18 protein-coding genes are annotated in these 21,487 nt (G+C 69.9%); 8 read left to right on the top strand and 10 right to left on the bottom strand.

Annotation, left to right across the window (positions count from 1 at the left end; genetic code table 11):
- Window positions 1–6 precede the first annotated feature (6 nt).
- The 4 genes from AB3M83_RS04730 to AB3M83_RS04715 form a co-directional block, all read right to left on the bottom strand.
- Entirely contained in the window at window positions 7–816 is an 810-nt protein-coding gene (locus AB3M83_RS04730) for an ABC transporter permease (protein WP_412945539.1), read from the bottom strand.
- 8 nt (window positions 817–824) lie between these two features.
- On the bottom strand, window positions 825–1,652 hold the full coding sequence (locus AB3M83_RS04725) for an ABC transporter permease (protein ID WP_412945537.1): 828 nt from the start codon (window positions 1,650–1,652) through the stop codon (window positions 825–827).
- A gap of 104 nt (window positions 1,653–1,756) precedes the next feature.
- Window positions 1,757–2,935, bottom strand: a complete 1,179-nt coding sequence (locus tag AB3M83_RS04720) for an ABC transporter substrate-binding protein (RefSeq protein WP_412945535.1) — start codon at window positions 2,933–2,935, stop codon at window positions 1,757–1,759.
- A gap of 51 nt (window positions 2,936–2,986) precedes the next feature.
- Window positions 2,987–4,063 carry an ABC transporter ATP-binding protein gene (locus AB3M83_RS04715; protein WP_412945533.1) on the bottom strand — a complete coding sequence of 359 codons (1,077 nt, stop codon included), beginning with the start codon at window positions 4,061–4,063 and terminating at the stop codon, window positions 2,987–2,989.
- 133 nt (window positions 4,064–4,196) lie between these two features.
- Between AB3M83_RS04715 and AB3M83_RS04710 the strand changes: the two genes are divergently transcribed.
- Entirely contained in the window at window positions 4,197–4,979 is a 783-nt protein-coding gene (locus tag AB3M83_RS04710; RefSeq protein ID WP_412945531.1) for a FadR/GntR family transcriptional regulator, read from the top strand.
- A 77-nt stretch (window positions 4,980–5,056) separates the two neighbouring features.
- Window positions 5,057–5,791, top strand: a complete 735-nt coding sequence (locus AB3M83_RS04705) for a cache domain-containing protein (protein ID WP_412945530.1) — start codon at window positions 5,057–5,059, stop codon at window positions 5,789–5,791.
- A 9-nt stretch (window positions 5,792–5,800) separates the two neighbouring features.
- Here AB3M83_RS04705 and AB3M83_RS04700 read toward each other — a convergent pair whose 3' ends face one another.
- The gene (locus AB3M83_RS04700) at window positions 5,801–7,267 is read right to left on the bottom strand and encodes a helix-turn-helix domain-containing protein (RefSeq protein WP_412945528.1); all 1,467 of its coding nucleotides are present in this window, start codon (window positions 7,265–7,267) and stop codon (window positions 5,801–5,803) included.
- A 142-nt stretch (window positions 7,268–7,409) separates the two neighbouring features.
- Between AB3M83_RS04700 and aceB the strand changes: the two genes are divergently transcribed.
- Both aceB and AB3M83_RS04690 read left to right on the top strand, forming a co-directional pair.
- Entirely contained in the window at window positions 7,410–9,068 is a 1,659-nt protein-coding gene (gene aceB / locus AB3M83_RS04695; protein ID WP_412945526.1) for a malate synthase A, read from the top strand.
- A 30-nt stretch (window positions 9,069–9,098) separates the two neighbouring features.
- Complete coding sequence (locus AB3M83_RS04690; RefSeq protein ID WP_412945524.1) at window positions 9,099–10,694, top strand: isocitrate lyase; 1,596 nt, start codon at window positions 9,099–9,101, stop codon at window positions 10,692–10,694.
- 62 nt (window positions 10,695–10,756) lie between these two features.
- Here the strand turns inward: AB3M83_RS04690 and AB3M83_RS04685 are convergent, their stop codons facing one another.
- From AB3M83_RS04685 to AB3M83_RS04665, 5 genes are all read right to left on the bottom strand, one after another.
- Window positions 10,757–12,538 (bottom strand): DEAD/DEAH box helicase, encoded by a 1,782-nt coding sequence (locus AB3M83_RS04685; protein WP_412945522.1) that lies wholly within the window; start codon window positions 12,536–12,538, stop codon window positions 10,757–10,759.
- A 97-nt stretch (window positions 12,539–12,635) separates the two neighbouring features.
- Entirely contained in the window at window positions 12,636–13,613 is a 978-nt protein-coding gene (locus AB3M83_RS04680) for a glycoside hydrolase family 43 protein (protein WP_412945520.1), read from the bottom strand.
- Entirely contained in the window at window positions 13,610–14,515 is a 906-nt protein-coding gene (locus AB3M83_RS04675) for a carbohydrate ABC transporter permease (RefSeq protein ID WP_412945518.1), read from the bottom strand. Before AB3M83_RS04675 ends, AB3M83_RS04680 begins: the two co-directional genes overlap by 4 nt.
- Entirely contained in the window at window positions 14,512–15,492 is a 981-nt protein-coding gene (locus AB3M83_RS04670; protein WP_412945516.1) for a carbohydrate ABC transporter permease, read from the bottom strand. Before AB3M83_RS04670 ends, AB3M83_RS04675 begins: the two co-directional genes overlap by 4 nt.
- Complete coding sequence (locus AB3M83_RS04665) at window positions 15,482–16,783, bottom strand: ABC transporter substrate-binding protein (protein WP_412945514.1); 1,302 nt, start codon at window positions 16,781–16,783, stop codon at window positions 15,482–15,484. Before AB3M83_RS04665 ends, AB3M83_RS04670 begins: the two co-directional genes overlap by 11 nt.
- Window positions 16,784–16,980: 197 nt before the next feature.
- Here AB3M83_RS04665 and AB3M83_RS04660 point away from each other — a divergent pair, with 197 nt between their 5' ends.
- From AB3M83_RS04660 to AB3M83_RS04645, 4 genes are all read left to right on the top strand, one after another.
- The gene (locus AB3M83_RS04660) at window positions 16,981–17,949 is read left to right on the top strand and encodes a LacI family DNA-binding transcriptional regulator (RefSeq protein ID WP_412945978.1); all 969 of its coding nucleotides are present in this window, start codon (window positions 16,981–16,983) and stop codon (window positions 17,947–17,949) included.
- 61 nt (window positions 17,950–18,010) lie between these two features.
- Entirely contained in the window at window positions 18,011–19,852 is a 1,842-nt protein-coding gene (locus tag AB3M83_RS04655) for a glycoside hydrolase family 2 protein (protein WP_412945512.1), read from the top strand.
- Between the two features lie 34 nt (window positions 19,853–19,886).
- Window positions 19,887–20,222 (top strand): YciI family protein, encoded by a 336-nt coding sequence (locus AB3M83_RS04650; RefSeq protein ID WP_412945510.1) that lies wholly within the window; start codon window positions 19,887–19,889, stop codon window positions 20,220–20,222.
- Between the two features lie 55 nt (window positions 20,223–20,277).
- Window positions 20,278–21,477 (top strand): pyridoxal phosphate-dependent aminotransferase, encoded by a 1,200-nt coding sequence (locus AB3M83_RS04645; RefSeq protein ID WP_412945508.1) that lies wholly within the window; start codon window positions 20,278–20,280, stop codon window positions 21,475–21,477.
- The last annotated feature ends 10 nt before the right edge of the window (window positions 21,478–21,487 follow it).

Genomic DNA, 21,487 nt, shown 5'->3' with positions numbered 1-21,487 from the left:
CCCGCGTCAGCGCTCGTCGACCTCGCGGCTGAGGCGCTGCGACGCCCAGACCGGCAGCAACGAGAACAGGATCACGACGGTCGCGACGACGTTGACCATGCTGGCCTCGTTGGGCCGCGCCATCTGATTCATCATCCACAGCGGCAGGGTGTCGACGCCGGCCGGAGCCGTGAAGATCGTGACGACGACCTCGTCGAACGAGAGCGCGAAGGCCAGGATGCCGCCGGCGACGAACGCCGACCGGAACTGCGGGAACGTGACGAGCCGGAACGTCTGCAGCGGCGTGGCGCCGAGATCGCGCGACGCCTCCTCCACGTTGGGACTCATCCGCCGCAGCCGGGCGAACACGTTGTTGAACACCATGACGATGCAGAAGGTCGCGTGGGCGATGATCATCCCCGCGTACCCCACCTGGATGCCGATGGGCTCGAGGATCTGGTTGTAGGTGTTGTTGAGCGCGACGCCGGTGACGACACCCGGGAGGGCGATCGGGAGGACCACCAGCAGGTTCACGGACTGCTTGCCGAAGAACGCGAAGCGCTGCAGCGCGAAGGCGACGAGCGTGCCGAGGACGAGGGCCGCCGCCGTGGCGCCGAGGCCCACGACGACCGAGTTCCACAGCGCGGCGCGGAGCGGCTCGCTCGTGAGCGCCTTCCCCCACCACTCCAGGGAGAAGCCCGTGATCGGCCAGCTCGCGATACGGGCCTGGTTGAAGGAGTTGAGCACGACGAGCGCCAGCGGCACGTACATGAACAGCAGGACGACGGCGACGATGAGTCCGAGGACGACCTTCGCGGGCCGGGAGAGGCGGAGCACGGTTCCTCCTACATCCGCTCGAGCGCGCCGGTGCGCTGCACGCTCAAGAGGTAGATGACGACGAAGGCGATCGGGACGACCGCGAAGGCGGCGGCAATCGGCGGATTGAGGTTGATGTTGGACGCGATGACGCTGCCGATCATCTGGGTGGAGCCGCCGACGAACTTCGCGGCGATGTAATCGCCCAGGCTGAGCGAGAACGTGAACACCGATCCCGCGATGATCGCGGGTCTGATGAGCGGCAGCACCACGGTGCGGATGGTGCGCCACGCGCCGGCGCCGAGGTCGGCGGCGGCATCGAACAGGTTCGGGGGCAGCTGCCGGATCGCCGTGTACACCGGCACGGCCATGTACGGCAGCCAGAGGTAGGTGAGGGTCAGGATGACGGTGGTCTGACTGAACCCCGGTCCCGAGATGCCGAACGGCGCGAAGACCGAGTTGAAGAAGCCGTCCTGCGTGAAGGTGACGCGCATCGCGAGGATCTTCACGAGGTAGCCGGCCCACAGCGGGAGGGTGATCGCGACGGCCAGGACGGCGCGGAGCCACGGCTTCGCGATCTTCGCCATGAAGATGCCGAGGGGAACCGAGACGAGGATGCTCAGCGCCGTGACGGCGAGCGCGATCAGGAGGGTGCGGACCGCGATGGAGGAGTACGCCGGGTTCGTCACCAGCTGCTGGAAGTTGGCGAGGGTGAACCCGGGCTCGACCTTCGAGGTGAAGGGGTCGGTGGTCCAGAACGCCGTGATGAGCAGCATGACCAGCGAGAAGATGTAGATGCCGACGAGCCAGAGCATCGGCAGGGCGAGCAGGCCCGCCAGCTGGGTGCGACGCTTCACGTGCGTTCCCTTCGGGGAGAGTCGTTCGATCCGGAGACCCGGGGAGGGGCGAGGGGTGACGCTCCGGGCGGTGTCCGCGCCGGAGCGTCACTCCGCGGGGGAGATCAGCCCTTGACCGTCAGCCAGGCGTCCGTCCACTGCTGGAAGTTGGTGCACGTCACATCGGTGCGACCGTCGATGCACTGCTCGATCGGAGTGGTCCAGAACCACACCTTCTCGAAGTACTCCTCATCGGTGGCGTTGAAGTAGTCGCAGTGCGCCTGCGCCTCCTCGCTCGTCTCGCAGAAGGCGGCGTTGGCGGGGGCCATGCCGAAGTTCATCGCGATCGCGCCGTTGACCTCGGGCGAGCTGGTGTAGTCCATCCACTTGTAGGCGCAGTTGGGGCTGTCCGCCTCGGCGGCGAGCAGCCAGGCATCCGACCAGCCGGTGGAGCCCTCCTCGGGCAGGACGCTCTTGAACTTGTCGTCCTCCGTCAGCTTGCGCAGGACCTCCCACGACGTGCCGACGACGGTGTTGCCGCCGACGAACGAGGTGATCTGCGCGGCCGGGTCGGCCCAGTACTCCGACACGATGTCGTTCTGCGCCTTCAGCAGGTCGATCGCCGCGGCCAGCTGCTCCTCGTCGAGGGCGTACGGGTTGGTGATCCCGAGGTCGGGCTCGTGCGCCATCAGGTACACCGCTGCGTCGGCGATGTAGATGGGGGCGTCATAGCCGATGATCTTGCCGGCATAGGGGCTGTCGGACTCCCATGCGACGTCCCAGCTGGTGGGCTCCTCGGTCACGACGTCGCTGTTGTACTGCAGGATGTTGGCACCGCGGCCGATCGGGATGCCGTAGCTCTTGCCGTTGATCGTGTCGTAGATCTGGCCCTTCATGCCCTCGACGATGTCGTCGCCGAAGTTGGGCACGAGGTCCAGGTTGATCGGGGCGACGTCGCCGCCCGCGATGAGGCGGAGGCTCGCGTCGCCCGAAGCCGAGACCAGGTCGTAGTCGCCCGTGCGCATGAGCTGGACCATCTCGTCGCTGGTGCCGGCGACGCGACGATTGACCACGCAGCCGGTGTCCTCCGTGAACTGGTCGGCCCAGGCCGGCTCAACGAAGCCGGACCAGGCGATGATGTCGACCTGGCCCTCGAGGTCGCCGAGCTCCTCCTGCATCGGGACGTCGGGGACGTCGATGCTGAGGCCGCCGTCGGCGCCCGGCTCATCGGTGCCGGCACAGCCGCTCAGGGCGAGCGCCGCGACGGCCAGGCCGGCCGCGGCGACAGAGATCTTGCCTTTCATGGATTGCTCCTTCTCGTGGGACTTCTCGGGATTTCTCGGTGTGGTGGTGCGTCAGTGGGAGTCGGGGATCCGGGCGGCGTGGTCGGACGCCCACGCGACGCGGACACGGTCCCCGCGCGCGACGCTGACATCGGCCGCAGGGTGGTGCGAGTTCTGGTTCTCGGCGAGCAGGCGGATGCCGTCGGTGCTGTCGATCACGAAGCGGGTCGTCGGCCCGGTGTAGACGACCTCGGCGACGGTCCCCTCGAGGACGAGGTCGCCATCGCGAGGCGTCTCGGCGCCGGTGACCAGGCGCACCCGTTCGGGGCGGACGCTCATCATCTGCGCCGTCCCGGTCAGGCGGTGAGCGACGTCGGCGGGGATGATGTTCGACAGCCCCAGGAAGCGGGCGACGAACTCGGTCTTCGGGTACTCGTACACCTCGCGCGCCGTGCCGATCTGCTCGATGCGGCCGTCGTTGAACACGGCGACCCGGTCGCTCAGGGTGAGCGCCTCCTCCTGGTCGTGGGTCACGAAGATGAAGGTGATCCCCACGTCGCGCTGGATGAGCTTCAGCTCGATCTGCATCTCTTCGCGCAGCTGCTTGTCGAGCGCGCCGAGCGGCTCGTCCAGGAGCAGGACGCGGGGACGCAGGATGAGCGCGCGGGCGAGGGCGATGCGCTGCCGCTGTCCGCCGGAGAGCTGGTGCGGCAGCCGGGCGGCGTGCTGCTCGAGACGGACCTGGCGGAGCGCGGTGGCGACGGCGTCGTTCCGGTCCGCCGCGCTCGCGCCGCGCACCCTGAGGCCGTAGGCGACGTTCTCCGCGATCGTCATGTGCGGGAACAGCGCGTAATCCTGGAACACGGTGTTCACCGGCCGGCGGTGCGCGGGAAGGGACGTGACGTCGTCGCCGCCGATGCGCACGGTTCCGCTCGTGACGTCCTCGAAGCCGGCGATCATCCGCAGCACCGTGGTCTTCCCCGACCCGGAGGGACCGAGCATCGACACGAACTCGCCCTGCGCGACCTCGAGGTCGAGGCCCTGCACGGCGGTCGTCTCGCCGAACCTCTTCGAGACCCCGGACAGGTGCACGTCACCGCGCTCGCTCGTCGTCAGGGCGGCGGTGTCGGTGATGACGGAAGAAGGCATTCAGAAAACTCCTTGGGACGACTCTGTGCCAGGCACGAGTAAACATATGAAAGCAGAGGTTATATTTCAAGCGTGTTTCCGCAACGATCCGGCATCGGGCCGTTTCCCGGGGTCCGGGTGAAAGGATGACGAGGTGACCTCGACCTCCCCGGCTCCCGCGCGGCGCCCGCACCGGCTGCAGGGATCGATGTTCACGCCGATCGGCGAGGCCGGTCGCGCCGAGCTGGTCGAGCGCCGGCTGGCCGAGGCGATCATGGGCGGCCACCTCCGTGCCGGCGACCGGCTGCCGTCCGAGGCGGACCTCGCCAAGACCATGGGGGTCGCCCCCACCACCGTGCGGGAAGCGCTGACGAGCCTGCGCAGCCGGGGACTCGTCGTCACCCGCCGCGGACGCAACGGCGGCAGCTTCGTCTCGGAGACCGCCGATCCGCTCGCCTTCGCACGGGAATGGCTGATCGCCTCGTCGCGGCTGACGCTCCGGGACCTCGGCGTGCACTACGGCGCGCTCACCGTCGCGGCGGTGCGCCTCGCCGCACGCCGGGCGGCGGCCGGTGAGATCGACGCCGTGCGCAGCAGGCTCGGGCGCCTCGAGACGCTCCTCGACGACGCCGCCCCGGAGCGCGACCTGCCGCTCTGGCGGCAGACGATGGACGACCTTCAGCTCGAGGTCGTGGCGCTCAGCCAGTCCGCGCGCCTCACCCGCGACCAGATGCGCCTCCAGGCGGAGTTCTCGCCCCTGATGCGCCTCCTCGACACCGATGCCGCATCGCGGCACCGGCAGTCGACCGGCTTCCGCGCCATCCTGGACGCCGTCGACTCGGGGGACGAGGATGCGGCCGCCGCCGCGACCGACCGCTTCGTCGCCGCCGCGGTGGATGCCCTCGACGCGCTCCGCCGGCAGCTCGACACCGCCTGATCCCCCGTCCGCCGGGTGTGTACGATGCGAGCACGGCCCTGCGCCGTCCGCCCGAACCCCGACCCGACGGGAGCACCATGACGACGACGACGAACGCGGCATCCGCTTCGGACGCCGTCCTCGACGCGGATGCCGCCGTCGACGCCGCCGCGGCCGCCGCGACCGCCTACTTCGACGCGATCCTGCCGAGCCTCGAGCAGCACGCCGAGCGCATCGCCGAGGCGATCCGCACCGCGGGATCGGAGGGGCTGACCGCCGCCCGCATCGACGAGCTCGTCGAACCGCACGCCTTCTCGGTCCTGGACCACGCCGACGAGCCGGTCTACGGCGCCGGGTTCATCGCGACCGTCGATCTCCTCACCGACACGGCGAGCCACCTCGCGTGGTGGCAGGGCGCCGAGCGCCGCAAGCTCGTCTTCCCGGCGGAGTCCGTCAAGCAGGGCATCGACTACCGCGAGCTCGACTGGTTCCGCATCCCCATGACGACGGGGCGACCGCATGTGGCGGGCCCCTACGTCGACTACCTCTGCAGCGACGAGTACACGATGACCGCCGCGTGGCCGGTGCGCATCGACGGCGCCTTCGTCGGCGTCGCAGGGCTCGACGTGCTCATCGACACGATCGAGCGACGCCTCACTCCCCCGCTGCGCGCCCTCGGCGTGCCGCTCCTGCTCGTGAACGGCGTCAACCGCGTGCTCGTCTCGACGGACGTCAGATTCTCGGCGGGCGACGTGCTGCGCCCGGACCGCGTCGAGATCCTGGACCGCCGCGCCAGCGAGCGCGTCGACCTCGCGATCGTCCGGGTGGCCTGACCGGATCCGTCACCCCTCCGGCGCGTGCGCCTCGAGGAACTCGTACAGATCCGTCGTGTCGACACCGGGGAACGCGCCCGTCGGCAGCGTCGCCAGCAGGGTGCGAGGCGTCCGGACGTTCGGCCACGCCTGGTCGCGCCACTGCGTCTCGAGGTCCTCGGGCGGTCGCCGGCAGCACACCTCGACGGCGTGCCGGGAGACGCCGCGGTTCGTCGTCTCGCGCCCGATGAACCATTTCGTGTCGTCGAAGCGCACGCCCACGCTGACGGAGTGCGCGCCTTCGCTCGAGGCCTCCACCCGCGCGGTGCACCAGTACGTCCCGTTGCCGGTGTCGGTGTACTGGTAGTACGGGTTGAACTTGTCGGGGATGTCGAAGACCACCCGGCTCGTCCACCTGCGGCAGCACAGCTGTCCCTCGATCGAGCCGAACCGGTCGGCGGGGAAGTTCACGTCGTCGTTCTCGTACGCCTTCGTGATCGTGCCGGACTCGTGCACCTTGAGGAAGTGCACCGGGATGCCGAGGTGCCGCGTCGCCAGGTTGGTGAACCGGTGCGCGGCGGTCTCGTACGACACCGAGTACGCGTCGCGGAGGTCCTCGATCGAGATCGCGCGACGGGACTTCGCCTCCTGCAGCGCCGCCGCCGCCTGCGCCTCGGGGATCATCAGCGCGCCGACGAGGTAGTTCGTCTCGACGCGCTGGCGCAGGAACTGCGCATAGGAGTGCGGCTCGGCGTGACCGAGGATGCGGCTGGCGAGCGCCTGCAGCACCGGGGTGCGCGAGTCGCCGCGGTGCGGCACGGTGCTCGACAGGTACAGCCGGCCGTGCCGGATGTCGGCGACGCTCCGGGTGGACGGCGGGAGGTCGCTCACGTAGTGGAGCGAGAACCCGAGGTGGGCGGCGATGTCCGAGGCGGTCCGCTGCGTGAGCGGCCCGCCGGGGTGGTCCACGGCCGCCAGGATCCGCTGGGCGTGTTCCTCGAGCTCGGGGAAGTAGTTGTCCTGCCGCCGCATGAGATGGCGCAGCTCGACGTTGGCGCGACGGGCCTCCTCGGGCGTCGCGGAGCGCTCGTCGTTCAGGCGGTCCACTTCGCCCTGCAGCCGCAGCAGCGTCCGGAGCACCTCGTCGGGCACCGACTTGCCGATGCGGAAGGGAGCGATCCCGAGCGTCTGGAAGGTCGAGCCCTTCATCGCCCGCTCGAGGGCGATCTCGAGGGTGGCGCGCTCGTCCAGGGGCTCCGCCTCGAGCAGCGCGTCGATCGTCGTGCCGAGGGCTCGGGCGATCGCCTGCAGCAGAGTCAGCTTCGGCTCGCGTTTGCCGGTCTCGATCATCGACAGCTGACTCGGCGCACGGGAGACGGCGGATGCCAGGTCGTCCAGCGTCATCCCGCGGGCGAGCCGGAGCTGCCGGACCCGTCGCCCGATCGTGAGGGCGTCGGCGGCCTCGCCGTCGATCGGCGCATCTTCGATGATCGTCATGTCGGGGAGTGTGTCACAGGAGCAGAAGAAGGCGCAATCTTCTCCTGCGGAAGCTGCGTCCGGCGGTCGATCTTCACACAGAGTGAGTGTCACGAAACCGAATCGGCGCCCCGGCGTCGACCTCACCGCGAAGGAGTCGGCCATGACCCTCACCGTCACGGGCATCGCGCCCGTCAACACCCCCCTCCAGGCCCCCGCCGCACCGGCGCTCGTCGTCCGCGGCCGGATGGGCCACCGGTACGAGGCGATCCTGACGCCCGACGCCCTCGACTTCGTCGCACAGCTCCACGCGCGGTTCGGCGGCCGCCGTCACGATCGTCTCGCCGCCCGGATGCGCCGCCGGTTCGAGATCGGCAACGGGCAGGACCCGACGTTCCGGAGCGACACCGCGCACATCCGCGACGACACCGAGTGGCGCGTCGCCGGAGCCGGCCCCGGCCTCGAGGACCGGCGCGTCGAGATCACCGGACCCACCGACCCGAAGATGACCGTCAACGCGCTCAACTCCGGCGCGAAGGTCTGGCTCGCCGACCAGGAGGATGCCACCAGTCCGACCTGGCGGAACGTCATCGAGGGGCAGCTCTCGCTGTTCGACGCGATCCGCGGGCAGCTGACGCACACGAGTCCGGACGGCAGGGAGTACCGCGTCACGGCGGAGCGGACGCCGACGATCGTCATGCGTCCCCGCGGCTGGCATCTGATGGAGAAGCACATCGAGGTCACCGACCGCCACGGCCGCACCCTCGCGGCATCCGGCTCGCTCGTGGACTACGGCCTGTACGTCTTCCACAACGCGGCGCAGCTGATCCGGAACGGCCGCGGCCCCTACTTCTACCTCCCGAAGATCGAGTCCGCCGAGGAAGCGAAGCTGTGGGACGACGTCTTCACGTACAGCGAGCAGTACATCGGCATCCCGCACGGCACCATCCGCGCGACCGTCCTCATCGAGACCCTTCCCGCCGCGTTCGAGATGGACGAGATCCTCTTCGAGCTGCGTGATCACGTCGCGGGTCTGAACGCCGGCCGCTGGGACTACATCTTCTCGATGATCAAGAACTACCGGGGCCGTGGCGCGCGCTTCGTCCTCCCCGACCGCAGCCAGGTGACCATGACCGTCCCGTTCATGCGGGCGTACACCGAGCTGCTCGTGCAGACCTGCCACCGGCGCGGCGCCTACGCGATCGGCGGGATGAGCGCCTTCATCCCGAACCGGCGCGACCCCGACGTGACGCGGCAGGCGTTCGAGAAGGTCGCCGCGGACAAGAAGCGGGAGGCGGGCGACGGGTTCGACGGCACGTGGGTCGCCCACCCCGACCTGATCCCCGTCGCGCAGGCAGAGTTCGACGCCGTGCTCGGCGACCGGCCGAACCAGGTCGACCGGCTGCGGGACGACGTCGAGGTGCATCCGTCCGACCTCATCGACTGCCACATCGGCCTGCCGATCACCGCGGACGGCGTCCACGGCAACGTGTCCGTGGGGATCCGGTACCTCGAGGCGTGGCTGCGCGGCCTCGGGGCGGTGGCGATCGACAACCTCATGGAGGATGCCGCGACCGCGGAGATCAGCCGCTCGCAGGTGTGGCAGTGGATCCACCAGGACCGCACCACCGAGGACGGCACGCCGATCACCCGCGAGTACGTCGAAGGGCTGATCGCGCAGGTGCTGGCCGAGGTGGAGCGCCGCGACGGCGACCGCTTCGACGATGCCGCCGCCGTGTTCCGTGACGTCGCCCTCGGGGCGGAGTTCCCGGCGTTCCTGACCCTGGGCGCCTACGCCGCCTACCTGACCGATGCCGACTGACCCCGCCCGCCGCGACACGGAGGAACGACCATGACCGCCTACTCGAACGACATCGACGCCATCCAGGCCCTCACGCAGCGGCACGGTCCCGCGTGGGGCGCCATCGACCCCGAGTCCGTCGCACGGATGCGGGCGCAGAACCGGTTCCGCACGGGACTGGAGATCGCGCAGTACACCGCCGACATCATGCGGCGCGACATGGCCGAGTACGACGCCGACTCGTCCGTCTACACCCAGTCGCTCGGCGTGTGGCACGGCTTCATCGGCCAGCAGAAGCTGATCTCGATCAAGAAGCACCTGAAGAGCACGAGCAAGCGCTACCTGTACCTGTCGGGCTGGATGGTCGCCGCGCTCCGCTCGGAGTTCGGTCCGCTCCCCGACCAGTCCATGCACGAGAAGACGGCGGTGCCCGCCCTCATCGCCGAGCTCTACACGTTCCTGCGCCAGGCGGATGCCCGTGGGCTCGACCTGCTCTTCACCCAGCTCGACCGCGCGCGAGCCGCCGGCGACGACACGGCGGTCGAGTTCGTCCAGTCGCAGATCGACAGCTTCGAGACCCACGTCGTGCCGATCATCGCCGACATCGACGCCGGGTTCGGCAACCCCGAGGCGACGTACCTGCTCGCCAAGAAGATGATCGAGGCGGGCGCCTGCGCCATCCAGATCGAGAACCAGGTGTCGGACGAGAAGCAGTGCGGCCACCAGGACGGCAAGGTCACGGTCCCGCACGAGGACTTCATCGCGAAGCTCACCGCGGTGCGGTACGCCTTCCTCGAGCTCGGCATCGACAACGGCATCATCGTCGCCCGCACCGACTCGCTGGGCGCCGGCCTCACGCAGAAGCTCGCGGTCACGCACGAGCCGGGCGACCTCGGCGACCGGTACAACTCGTTCCTCGACGTGGAGGAGATCTCGGACGCCGACCTCGGAAACGGCGACGTCGTCATCAAGCGGGATGGCAGCCTGCTGCGCCCGAAGCGCCTGGCCAGCAACCTGTACCGGTTCCGTGCCGGCACCGGCGAGGAGCGGGTCGTCCTCGACGGCATCACGTCGCTGCGAAGCGGCGCCGACCTCCTCTGGATCGAGACGGAGACGCCCTCCATCGAGCAGATCGCGCGCATGGTCGACGCCATCCGCGAGGAGATCCCGGATGCGAAGCTCGTCTACAACAACAGTCCGTCGTTCAACTGGACGCGGAGCTTCCGCCAGCAGGCGTACGACGCGCTCGTCGAGCAGGGAGCCGACGTGTCGGCGTACGACCGCGGCGACCTGATGGACGTCGCCTACGACGACACCGATCTCGCCCGGCTGGCGGACGAGCGGATCCGCACGTTCCAGCACGACGGCTCGGCGCGCGCCGGCATCTTCCACCACCTCATCACGCTGCCGACCTACCACACCGCCGCCCTGTCGACCGATGACCTCGCGAAGGGCTACTTCGGCGACGAGGGCATGCTCGCCTACGTGAGAGGCGTGCAGCGCCGCGAGATCCGGGAGGGCATCGCCACCGTGAAGCACCAGAACATGGCGGGCAGCGACATCGGCGACAACCACAAGGAGTACTTCGCCGGCGACGCCGCACTGAAGGCCGGCGGTGCGCAGAACACGATGAACCAGTTCGGCTGAGCCGGCCGGGGACGACAGAGGGGGCGGATGCTGAATCCAGCTTCCGCCCCGTCTGCGTGCGCTCAGTCCTTGTGCCGGGGCTTCCGCGCGGGACGGTCGTCGAACGACCGCTGCGGGCGATCGCCGCCGCGCTGGCCGGGACGGCCCCGGTCGGGCGCGATGTTGATCAGCTGACCCGAGATGCGCGTGGAGCGCAGCCGGTCGAGGACACCGGCATCCATGCTGATCGGGAGCTCCACGAGCGAGAAGTCGGGGCGGATGGTGATCGCGCCGAAGTCGTCACGGCCCAGGCCGCCCTCGTTCGCGAGCGCGCCCACGATCTGACGGGGCTCGACGCGGTGGCGTCGCCCCACGTCGATCCGGTACGTCGTGAAGTCCCCGCGGCTGCGACGCTCACGGGAGCCACCGTCGGTGCGGTCGCTGCGGCCGCCCTTGTCGCTCCGCGTTCCGCGCTGCGCATCGGCGGCGAGCGCCTTGGCGAGCTGATCGGTCTCGGGGTCGAGCAGCAGCGGCGTCTCCCCCTGGGCGACGACGGCGAGAGCCGCGGCGACATCCTGCTCGGGGACGTCGTGGTTTCGGACGTAGTGCGCGATGACGTCGCGGAACGCCGTGATCCGCTCGCTCTCGGCGAGCGCCGCCGTGATGGCGTCGTCGAAGCGGGTGAGCCGGGTCGAGTTGATGTCCTCGGTCGTCGGCAGGTGCATCTGCGTCGGCTGCTGGCGCGTGGCCCGCTCGATGTGGGCGAGCAGGTAGCGCTCCCGCGGCGTGACGAAGCTGATCGCGTCGCCGGTGCGGCCGGCACGGCCGGTGCGGCCGATGCGGTGCACGTACGACTCGGTGTCGGTGGGGATGTCGAAGTTCACGACGTGGCTGATGCGCTCCACGTCGAGGCCGCGGGCGGCGACGTCCGTCGCGACGAGGATGTCGAGCTTGCCGTCCTTCAGCTGCGAGATGCTGCGCTCGCGCTGCGGCTGCGGGATGTCGCCGTTGATCGGCGCCGCGGAGAACCCGCGAGCGCGCAGCTTCTCGGCGAGCGTCTCGGTCTCGTTCTTCGTGCGGACGAAGATGATCATCCCGTCGAAGTCTTCGACCTCCAGGATGCGCGTGAGGGCGTCGACCTTCTGCTGGTAGGAGACGATCAGATAGCGCTGGGTGATGTTCGTGTTCGTCGAGGTCTTCGTCTTGACGGTGATCTCTTCCGGGTCGCGCAGGTACTGCTGCGCGAGACGGCGGATCGACGCCGGCATCGTGGCCGAGAACAGGGCGACCTGCTTCTCGGCGGGCGTCTGGGCGAGGATCTGCTCGACGTCCTCGGCGAAGCCCATCTTGAGCATCTCATCGGCCTCGTCGAGCACGAGGTTCTTGAGCTGCGAGAGGTCGAGGGTGCCCTTCTCGAGGTGGTCCATGATGCGGCCGGGCGTGCCGACGACGATGTGGACGCCGCGGCGGAGGGCCGACAGCTGCACGCCGTATCCCTGGCCGCCGTAGACGGGCAGGACGTGGACGTTCTTCATGCGCGCGGCATAGGACTCGAACGCCTCGCAGACCTGCAGCGCGAGCTCGCGGGTCGGCGCCAGCACGAGCGCCTGCGGCGTCTTCTGCGTCAGGTCGAGGTTCTCCATGATCGGCAGCGCGAACGCGGCCGTCTTGCCGGTGCCCGTCTGCGCCATGCCGACGACGTCGCGGCCGCCGAGGAGGACGGGGATGGTCGCGGCCTGGATAGCCGAGGGGGTCTCATAGCCGAGATCTTTGATCGCGGCGAGAACGGGGCCGGTCAGGCCCAGTTCGTCGAAGCCCGGGAGGGCCGGGGTTGCGGTTTCGGCCGCAGTATCGCTGTCAGTCACCTCCCCACAGTAGTCGGCCGCCCTGGGAGACACCCGGGCCGGCGTGCCGGAGCGGCGCCGGAACGGGCTGACGCCGGCGGCGCCGACGGCATCCGCGTCAGTCGACGGTCACGCCGTCCGGGCTGATCGTCACCGGCCGGGTGTGCAGGCCGCGATAGATGAACTGCTCGTCCCAGCCGTGGAAGACGAGGACATCGCCGCCGGGGGTCGGGACCACATCCTGACCGCCCGGGCCGTGGAACGCCCCGTCCGCGGACAGCGAGGAGAGCACCGGCTCGGGCTGCTTCTCGTACGGCCCGGCGATCTCCGTCGCGGTCGCCACCCCGACGGCGTAGGCGTCGCTGCCGTAGTCGTTCGCCGAGTAGAAGAGGTGATAGCGACCGTCCCGCTCCACGAGGGTGGGCGCCTCGATGAGCGCGCCCTCCCAGTCCTGGTCCTGCTTCAGCAGCTGCACCGGGTCCGCCGCGAGGCCGGTGCCCGCCTCGGTGAGCGGGGCCATCACGAGCCAGGTGTCCTGCGCGCAGCAGTTGCCGTCCGTCTTCCACAGCAGGTACCGCGTGCCGTCGGCATCGTCGAAGGTCGCCGCGTCGATCGCGCCGCCGGCATCCACCGGACAGACGAGCGGCTCGTCGCCGAGCGGCGTGAATTCGTCGTCGAGCGATGCGGCCACCGCCACCCCGATGCACTGCCTGCCCGACGCGGTGTCCTGCGCCGTCACGTACATGACGTATCCGTCGTCGGATGCCGCGACCTCCGGCGCCCACGTCCGGCCGGGCGACGCCCAGGCCGGCAGCACCGGCAGGGCGTCCCGGCGCTCCACCGTCCACGCGGCGAGGTCGTCGGACCGGGCGACGCGGATGTTGAGCCCGTGGCTCCCGGTCGCGAACGCGACGTAGCCGCCGTCGGCTTCGATGACGTCCGGGTCGGGGAAGTCCTCGTCGAGGACGAACGCACCCGGATCGGGGGCCGGGGACGGCGTCGAGGCGGGGCCGGGCTCCGAGGCGGCGGCGCAGCCGCCGACGAGGAGCGCCACCAGACCTGTCACGACGAGGGCCGCCGGCCGCCGGCCGATCATCCCTTGACCGCCGCCCCGGCGACCGAGTCAACGATCTGCCGCTGCGCGAACGCGAAGAGGATCAGGACGGGGATCGAGGCGATCGCCGCGCCGGCCATCACGATCCCGAAGTGGGTCCGGAACGCGCCCTGCAGCATGGCTAGGCCCGGCTGCAGGGTCATGTTCTCGGGCGAGAGCAGCACGTACACCGGCCAGAGGAAATCGTTCCAGTTGCCGAGGAACGACAGCACGGCCAGCGTCGCGAGCGCGGGCTTGGCCAGCGGGAGGGCGACCTGGAAGAAGATGCGGAACTCGCCTGCACCGTCGATGCGCGCAGCTTCCTCGATCTCGACCGGCACGCCCAGGAAGAACTGCCGCAGGAAGAACACCCCGAACGCGCTCGCCGCCCCCGGGATCGTGATCGCGAGGATCGTGTCGAGCCAGCCGAAGTTCTCGACGATCAGGTAGTTCGGGATCAGGAACACCACCGGCGGGACGAGCAGCGTCGCGATGATGAGACCGAACACGACGTTCCGACCGGCGAACTCGAGGCGGGCCAGCGCATAGGCGGCCATCGAGGCCGTCGCGAGGATCAGCACCGTCTGCAGCGACGCGGCGGCGAAGCTGTTCCACAGCCACAGGAAGATCGGCTGCTGACCGCTCGTGAGCAGGGTCTGGTAGGCCTCGAACGAGACCGGATCGGGCAGCGCGTAGGGGTTCCGGACCGCGTCGGCATCCGTCTTCACCGACGTCAGCACCATCCAGATGAGCGGGAAGACGACGACGAGCGCGAGCGCGACGAGGACGGCGTAGAGCGTCACCCGGGAGGCGGCGCGGGCCGTGCGCGGCCGACGTGGACTCGCCTCGCGCGACGTGCGCGGGGCGTCCGGTTCGGTGCGCGGGCGGCGTGCGGTGTCCGTCATTTGATGACCTTCTCGGTGCGCTCCCGCTGCAGGCGGAAGTTGATGACGCTGATGATGGCGAGGAACGCGAACAGGACGTAGCTCATGGCCGACGCCGGAGCCATGTTGTTCTGCGAGAGCCCTTGATCGGCGATGTACATGATCGCGGTGCGGGTGGCGTTTCCCGGCCCGCCGTTGGTGAGCAGGTACGACTGGCCGAACATGTTCGCCGACGCGAGGACGGTCGTCGTCGTGATGAACAGCATCACGGGACGCAGTCCCGGCAGGGTGACGCTGAAGAAGGTCCGCGCCGCACCCGCGCCGTCGAGGGCCGCCGCCTCGTACAGATCCGTGTTGATGCCCTTGAGCCCGGCGAGGAAGATCACCGTGTTCAGGCCGGCGGTCCACCACACCGTGACGCCCACGAGCGACACCCAGACCCACGGCGTGTCCACGACCCAGGGGGTGTCGTCGGGCAGCCCGAGCAGGCCGAGCAGATGGTTCAGGATGCCGGACTGCGTGTCGAACACATAGTTCCAGATGACGCCGACGATGGCGACGCCCAGGACGTACGGGGCGAAGAACACTGTCCGGAAGACCGTGGCGCCGCGGAGCTTCCGGTTCAGCAGCACCGCGATGAACAGGGGCAGGACCACGAGGAACGGGACGCTCAGCACGACGAAGAGACCGGTGGCGCCCATCGCCTGCCAGAAGTCGCCCGAGGTCGTCGAGCCGGCCGTGAAGAGGTCGAGGTAGTTCTTCAGCCCGACGAAGTCCTGCGAATCGCGGAAAGGGCTCCAGTTGGTGAGGCTGATCCACAGTCCGAAGACCGCCGGGACGATCACGAACGTCACGAACAGGATGAGGAACGGCGCCAGGAAGAGGTAGCCGATCAGGTTGCGGCGCCGCGCCGCGGGGCGGCGCCCCGAGCGGCCGCCCGACCTCGCGCCGGAGCGCGGGGTCGGGACGGCCGTCTTGGCGGCGAGATCAATCGCCATACTTCTCACGGTTCTGCTCGAGGACCGCGTCCGCCTTCGCCTTCGCGTCGTCGAGTGCCTCCTGCGGCGTCTTCTTGCCGGTCAGGGCCTCGTTGATCGCGGTCGTGATGAGGGCGTTGGCCTCGTTGATCCCCGGCGAGACCGTCTCGTAGTGGGCGTACTCGAGCTGCGCCATGAAGGGCTCGAGGCTCGGGTAGGTCGACAGGAGCTCGGGGTCCTCCCGCACGGTGTTGGCGGCGGGGAGCTCCCCGGTCTCGGCCCAGCCGAGCGAGTTGTCGTTCATCCACTTGACGAACGTCGCGGCCGCCGCGGTCTTGTCGGCGTCCTGGCCCTTGTTCGCCGGGAAGACCCAGTGCGTCGAGCTCGACCACACCGCCTTCTGATCGCCGATCTGCGGAACGGGCGCCGCCTCCCAGTCGAGGTCGCCGAACGCGGTGTTCGTCGTCTGCCACACGCCGTTCCAGTTGAACGCGGTGTCGCCCGCGAGCAGCGCCTTGATGTTTCCGTCCTGCGCGACGTTCGCGGGACTGTAGCCCTTGTCGACGAGGTCCGTCATCCACGTCAGCGCGTTCACGCCGGCCTCGGAGTTGAAGGTCGCCTCCTGGACGTCCTCGTCGTACAGCTCGCCGCCGAACTGCCAGACGAGGCTCTGGAACTCGAACGTGCCGGTGAAGACGTAGCCGTCGACCCACTCGCCCTCCACGCCGGCCTGCTTGAGCGCTTCCAGCGCCTCCAGGTAGCCGTCGCGGTCGGTCGGGATCTCGGTGAGGTCGGCCTCGGCCATGACCTCCTTGTTGGCGAACAGCCCGAGCGGCGTCACGCTCCACGGCACGGCGTACTGCGCGTCGCGGAAGTCGCCCATCTCGAACACACCGGGCGGGAAGTCGTCCGCGCTGTAGCCGAGGCCCTGGATGATCTCGTCGGCGGGCTGCAGCAGGTTCTGCGCCGCGTAGGTGGCGAGGTCGTCGCCGTGCAGGACCGCCACGTCGGGCCCCTTGCCGGCCCTGATGGCCAGCGGCATCTTCGAGGCGATGTCGGCCCACTCCTGCGGGACGTTCTTGACCGTGATGTTCTCGTGCTCGGCGTTGAACTGGTCGATCAGCTTGGGGACGATCGTCGGCGCCGCGCCACCGGTCCAGCCGTGCCAGAAGGTGATGTCGACGGCGGGGCCCTCGTAGTCCTCGCCCGAGACGCCACCGGGGCCGGAATCCGACCCGCCGCAGGCGGTCAGCGCGAGTGCGAGTGCTCCGGCGATGCCGATGCCCACCCCTCGTGAGAATCGCGAAGTCATGGAATTGCTCTCCTTTGAGTCCGTCCGCTCAGAACGCAGAGCGTGTGCTGTGATCGAGGTCTGTCGAATGTACAGCGCTAGAAATACACTGTCAACGGGTGCCGCTGCCGCTACCGGTAATCTGGGCGGAGCCTCGAGAGGAGCACGTCATGCGAGGACCCCGGCTGCAGGACGTCGCCGAGCGCGCCGGCGTCTCGATGAAGACGGTGTCCAACGTGGTGCGCGACTACGCCCACGTCTCGCCGCAGATGCGCGAGCGCGTGCAGCGCGCCATCGACGAGCTGGGGTACCGGCCCAACATGACGGCGCGCCGGCTCGCGACGGGCCGCACCGGGTTCATCGCGCTGGGCTTCGCCGACGTCGCGATCCCCTACTTCGCCGAGCTCGCCCATGTGGCCTCGCAGCGGGCGCAGGACTTCGACTACCGCGTCATGCTGGAGGAGACGGATGCGACCATCGAGGGCGAACGGGCCCTGATCGCCAGCTCCGAGGCCGGCCTCATCGACGGGATGCTGTTCCAGCCCTCGAGGATGTCCTCCGCGGAGATCGCACGCCACCGGTCGCTGATCCCCATCGTGCTGCTCGGCGAGACGCCCGCGCCGCTGACGATGGACCGCGTGATGATCGACAACGTCCGCGCGGCGCGCGAGATCACCGAGCACCTCATCCGCCTCGGCCGCCGGCGCATCGGCTTCGTCGGGCACGAGGCGACCGCGCTGAGCGACACCTCCCGGCAGCGCCTCCTCGGCTACCAGGAGGCGCTCGCCGCCGCTGACCTGCCCGTCGACCCGGGCATGCTCGTCGCCACGCCGTCGATCGCCGCCGTCGACACCGCCGGAGCGGTGCGCGCGGCGCTGGCCGGCGGCTGGGAGGTCGACGCGATCGTCTGCCGCGACGACCTCGCCGCCATCGGCACGCTCCGCGCCCTGCAGGAGCGCGGCATCCGCGTGCCGGAGGACGTCGCCGTCACAGGATGGGACGACACCCGCATGAGCGCCGTCACCTTCCCGAGCCTGACGACGGTGAGCCCGGACCTCGACGCGCTCTTCTCGCGCGCGATGACCCTGCTCCTGGAGCGCATCAACGGCTACGACGGCGCCGGTCGGCACGAAGTCGCGCCGCATCGCATCGTCGTGCGGGAGAGCGCGCCCTCGCCGCACGGGTGACGAGGCCGGGTCGCAGCGCCCCGTCGGTCGCGTCCGGTTTACAGCGCTGGAAGATTGCGGCATGCTGGACGCCATGATCGACGACGACCGGATGCCTGTGCGCGCGAGCTCGCAGGACGGCACCTACCCCCGCCCGCAGCTCCTCCGGGAGGCATGGGCCGATCTGTGCGGGACCTGGTCGTTCGCCCACGACGACGCGAACGCCGGCATGGCCGCCGACTGGACCGCCTCGGGCGTGACCGGCCGGCAGATCACGGTGCCCTTCCCGCCCGAGTCCGCCGCCTCGGGCGTGGGCGACACGGCGCCGCATCGGGTGTCCTGGTACTCGCGCACGATCGACGCGGCCTCCCTCGCCCAGGCCGGGCATGCCGACGGCCGGCGGCTGCTCCTCCACTTCGGGGCGGTCGACTACCGGTGCCGCGTCTGGCTCGACGGCCAGCAGGTCGGCGCGCACGAGGGCGGTCACACGCCGTTCAGCCTCGACGTGACCGACGCCCTCGCGGACGGCGACGAGCATCTCGTCGTCGTGCGGGTCGAGGACGACCCGCACGACATCGCGCAGCCGCGCGGCAAGCAGGACTGGCGGGAGCACCCCCACGTCATCTGGTATCACCGGACCAGCGGCATTTGGCAGCCGGTCTGGCTCGAGTCCGTTCCGCCCGTCCACGTCACGGCGCTCCGGTGGACCACCGATCCCCGTGGCGGCACCGCCACCGCACACCTCGAGCTGTCCGCCGTCCCCCGGCAGGACATCGAGGTGGACATCCGGCTCAGCTTGCACGGGCGCGCCCTCGGCGCCGTGCGGACCACCATCACCGACGACGAGTCGACCCTCGTGGTGCCGATCCCGGAGCTCGCGAACGGACAGGCGTACGAAGAGCTGCTGTGGTCGCCGGAGCATCCCCGTCTCGTGGACGCCGACGTGCGGGTCGGCGACGACCGGGTGCACTCGTACCTCGGCATCCGCACCGCGCACGTCGCGCGCGGTCGCTTCTTCCTCAACGACCGGCCGTACTACGTGCGGTCCGTCCTGAACCAGGGGTACTGGCCGGACTCGCACCTGGCGGCACCCTCCGCGACGGCGCTGGCCGACGAAGCCGCGCTCATCAAGGAGCTCGGGTTCAACGCGGCCCGCGTGCACCAGAAGTTCGAGGACCCCCGGTTCCTGTTCGCGGCGGACCGGCTCGGCCTGCTCGTCTGGGGCGAGGCGCCCGCGACGTTCACCTTCTCCCCCGCGGCGATCGAGCGGACGACCCGCGAGTGGCTCGAAGTGGTGCGGCGCGACTTCTCGCATCCGTCGATCGTGACGTGGGTGCCGCTCAACGAGAGCTGGGGCGTGCAGCATGTGGCATCCGATCCCCGTATGCAGCACTTCGCCCGCTCGCTCGTGTCGCTCACGAAGGCCCTCGACCCGACCCGGCCGGTCGTCTCCAACGACGGCTGGGAGCAGGTCGACACCGACATCGTCGCGATCCACGACTACGAGTGGCGACCCGGCGTCGTCCGCGAGCGGTACCGCACCCGCGCCGACGTGCAGCGGATGATCGACGGCGTCGGCCCCGCCGGCCGCCTCCTCGTGCTGAGCGGCGATGTCACGGACGCGCCGATCATGCTGACCGAGTTCGGCGGCATCTCGTACGACACGGACGCCGCGGAGGATGCCTGGGGCTACTCCGCCGCGACCTCCGCGGCGGACTTCGACGAGCGGCTCGGCGGCCTCATGGCGGCGGTGCGCGGCAGCGAGGTCCTCGCGGGCTTCTGCTACACGCAGCTGACCGACACCCTCCAGGAGACGAACGGCCTCGTCCGCGCCGACCGCACCCCCAAACTGCCCGTCGAGCGCATCCGCGCGATGATGACCGGCACCGCGCCGACCACCGACGAGCCGACCAGCGCCGGCTGACGCTGGTAGCGTCGCTCCCCACGAAAGGACGACGATGCGCATTCTGATGCTGGTTCTCAGCGACTCCGCCGCCGACCCCGACGAGGTGGCGCCGTTTCCGATCGAGCAGTGGGCCGACGAGGCCTACGGCTCCGGCCGCGCGTCGGTGGGCGACCGGCTCCGGCCCGCCGCCGAGGCGAAGACGATCCGTCAGCGGGACGGCGAGATCACCGTCTCGGACGGCCCCGCGGCCCGAGCCTTCGATCGCATCGAGGGCTTCGACGTCCTCGAGTGCGAGACGATCGACGACGCCATCGAGCTCGCGTCACGGCATCCGATGGCCGTGAGCGGTGTCGTGCAGCTGCACCCGGCCTGGCCGCTGGACCTCTGACCGGGGATCGGGACACACACCTGACGGGGCATACGCGCGACGGTACGCTCTGAGGGTGACCGAACGCGCACCGCTCTCCCGCAAGTTGTCCGCCATCGCCGAGTCGGCGACCCTCAAGGTCGACGCGAAGGCGAAGTCGCTGCAGGCGGCGGGACGCCCCGTCATCTCGTACGCGGCCGGAGAGCCCGACTTCGCGACGCCGCCGTTCATCGTGGACGCCGCGGCCGAGGCGCTGAGCGACCCGGCGAACTTCCGCTACACCCCCGCGGCCGGCCTGCCGGTGCTGCGCGAGGCGATCGCCGCGAAGACGCTCCGGGACTCCGGCCTCGAGGTGTCGCCCTCGCAGGTCATCGTCACCAACGGCGGCAAGCAGGCGGTCTACCAGGCCTTCCAGGCCGTCGTGAACCCGGGCGACGAGGTGCTGCTGCCCGCGCCGTACTGGACCACCTACCCCGAGGCGATCGCCCTCGCCGACGGCGTGCCCGTCGTGGTCTTCGCCGGCGCCGAGCAGGAGTACAAGGTCACGGTCGAGCAGCTCGAAGCGGCACGCACCGACCGCACGACCGTCCTCGTCTTCGTGTCGCCCTCGAACCCGACCGGCGCCGTCTACTCGGTCGACGAGACGCGCGCCATCGGCGAATGGGCTCTCGAGCACGGCATCTGGGTCGTGACCGACGAGATCTACCAGAACCTGGTCTACGAGGGCGTGCGCGCGGTGTCGATCGTGGAGGCCGTGCCGGAGCTGGCAGAGCAGACCATCCTCGTGAACGGCGTCGCCAAGACTTACGCCATGACGGGATGGCGGGTGGGCTGGATGGTCGGCCCGGCCGCCGCCATCAAGGTGGCCGCCAACCTGCAGTCGCACCTCAGCTCGAACGTCAACAACATCGCGCAGCGTGCGGCGCTCGCCGCCCTCACCGGGCCGCAGACCGAGGCCGAGGACATGCGCCAGGCCTTCGACCGCCGTCGCGGCGTCATCGTGGCGGAGCTCGCGAAGATCCCCGGCGTCCGCGTGCCGAATCCTCTGGGCGCCTTCTACGTCTACCCGGATGTCACCGAGCTGCTGAACCGCGAATGGCAGGGCTCGACTCCGACGACGTCGCTCGAGCTCGCCGACCTCATCCTCGAGAAGGCCGAGGTCGCCGTCGTCCCCGGCGAGGCGTTCGGCCCGTCCGGCTACCTCCGCCTGTCGTACGCGCTGGGCGACGACCAGCTCCTCGAGGGCGTGCAGCGCCTGCAGGAGCTCTTCGGCTGATCCCGCGGGG

The organism is Microbacterium pasadenense (genome assembly GCF_047246565.1).
In the GTDB taxonomy this organism is placed as follows: Bacteria; Actinomycetota; Actinomycetes; order Actinomycetales; family Microbacteriaceae; genus Microbacterium.
The sequence above is the reverse complement of the archived record's forward strand: the minus strand, read 5'-3'. Positions and strand labels throughout refer to the sequence as shown.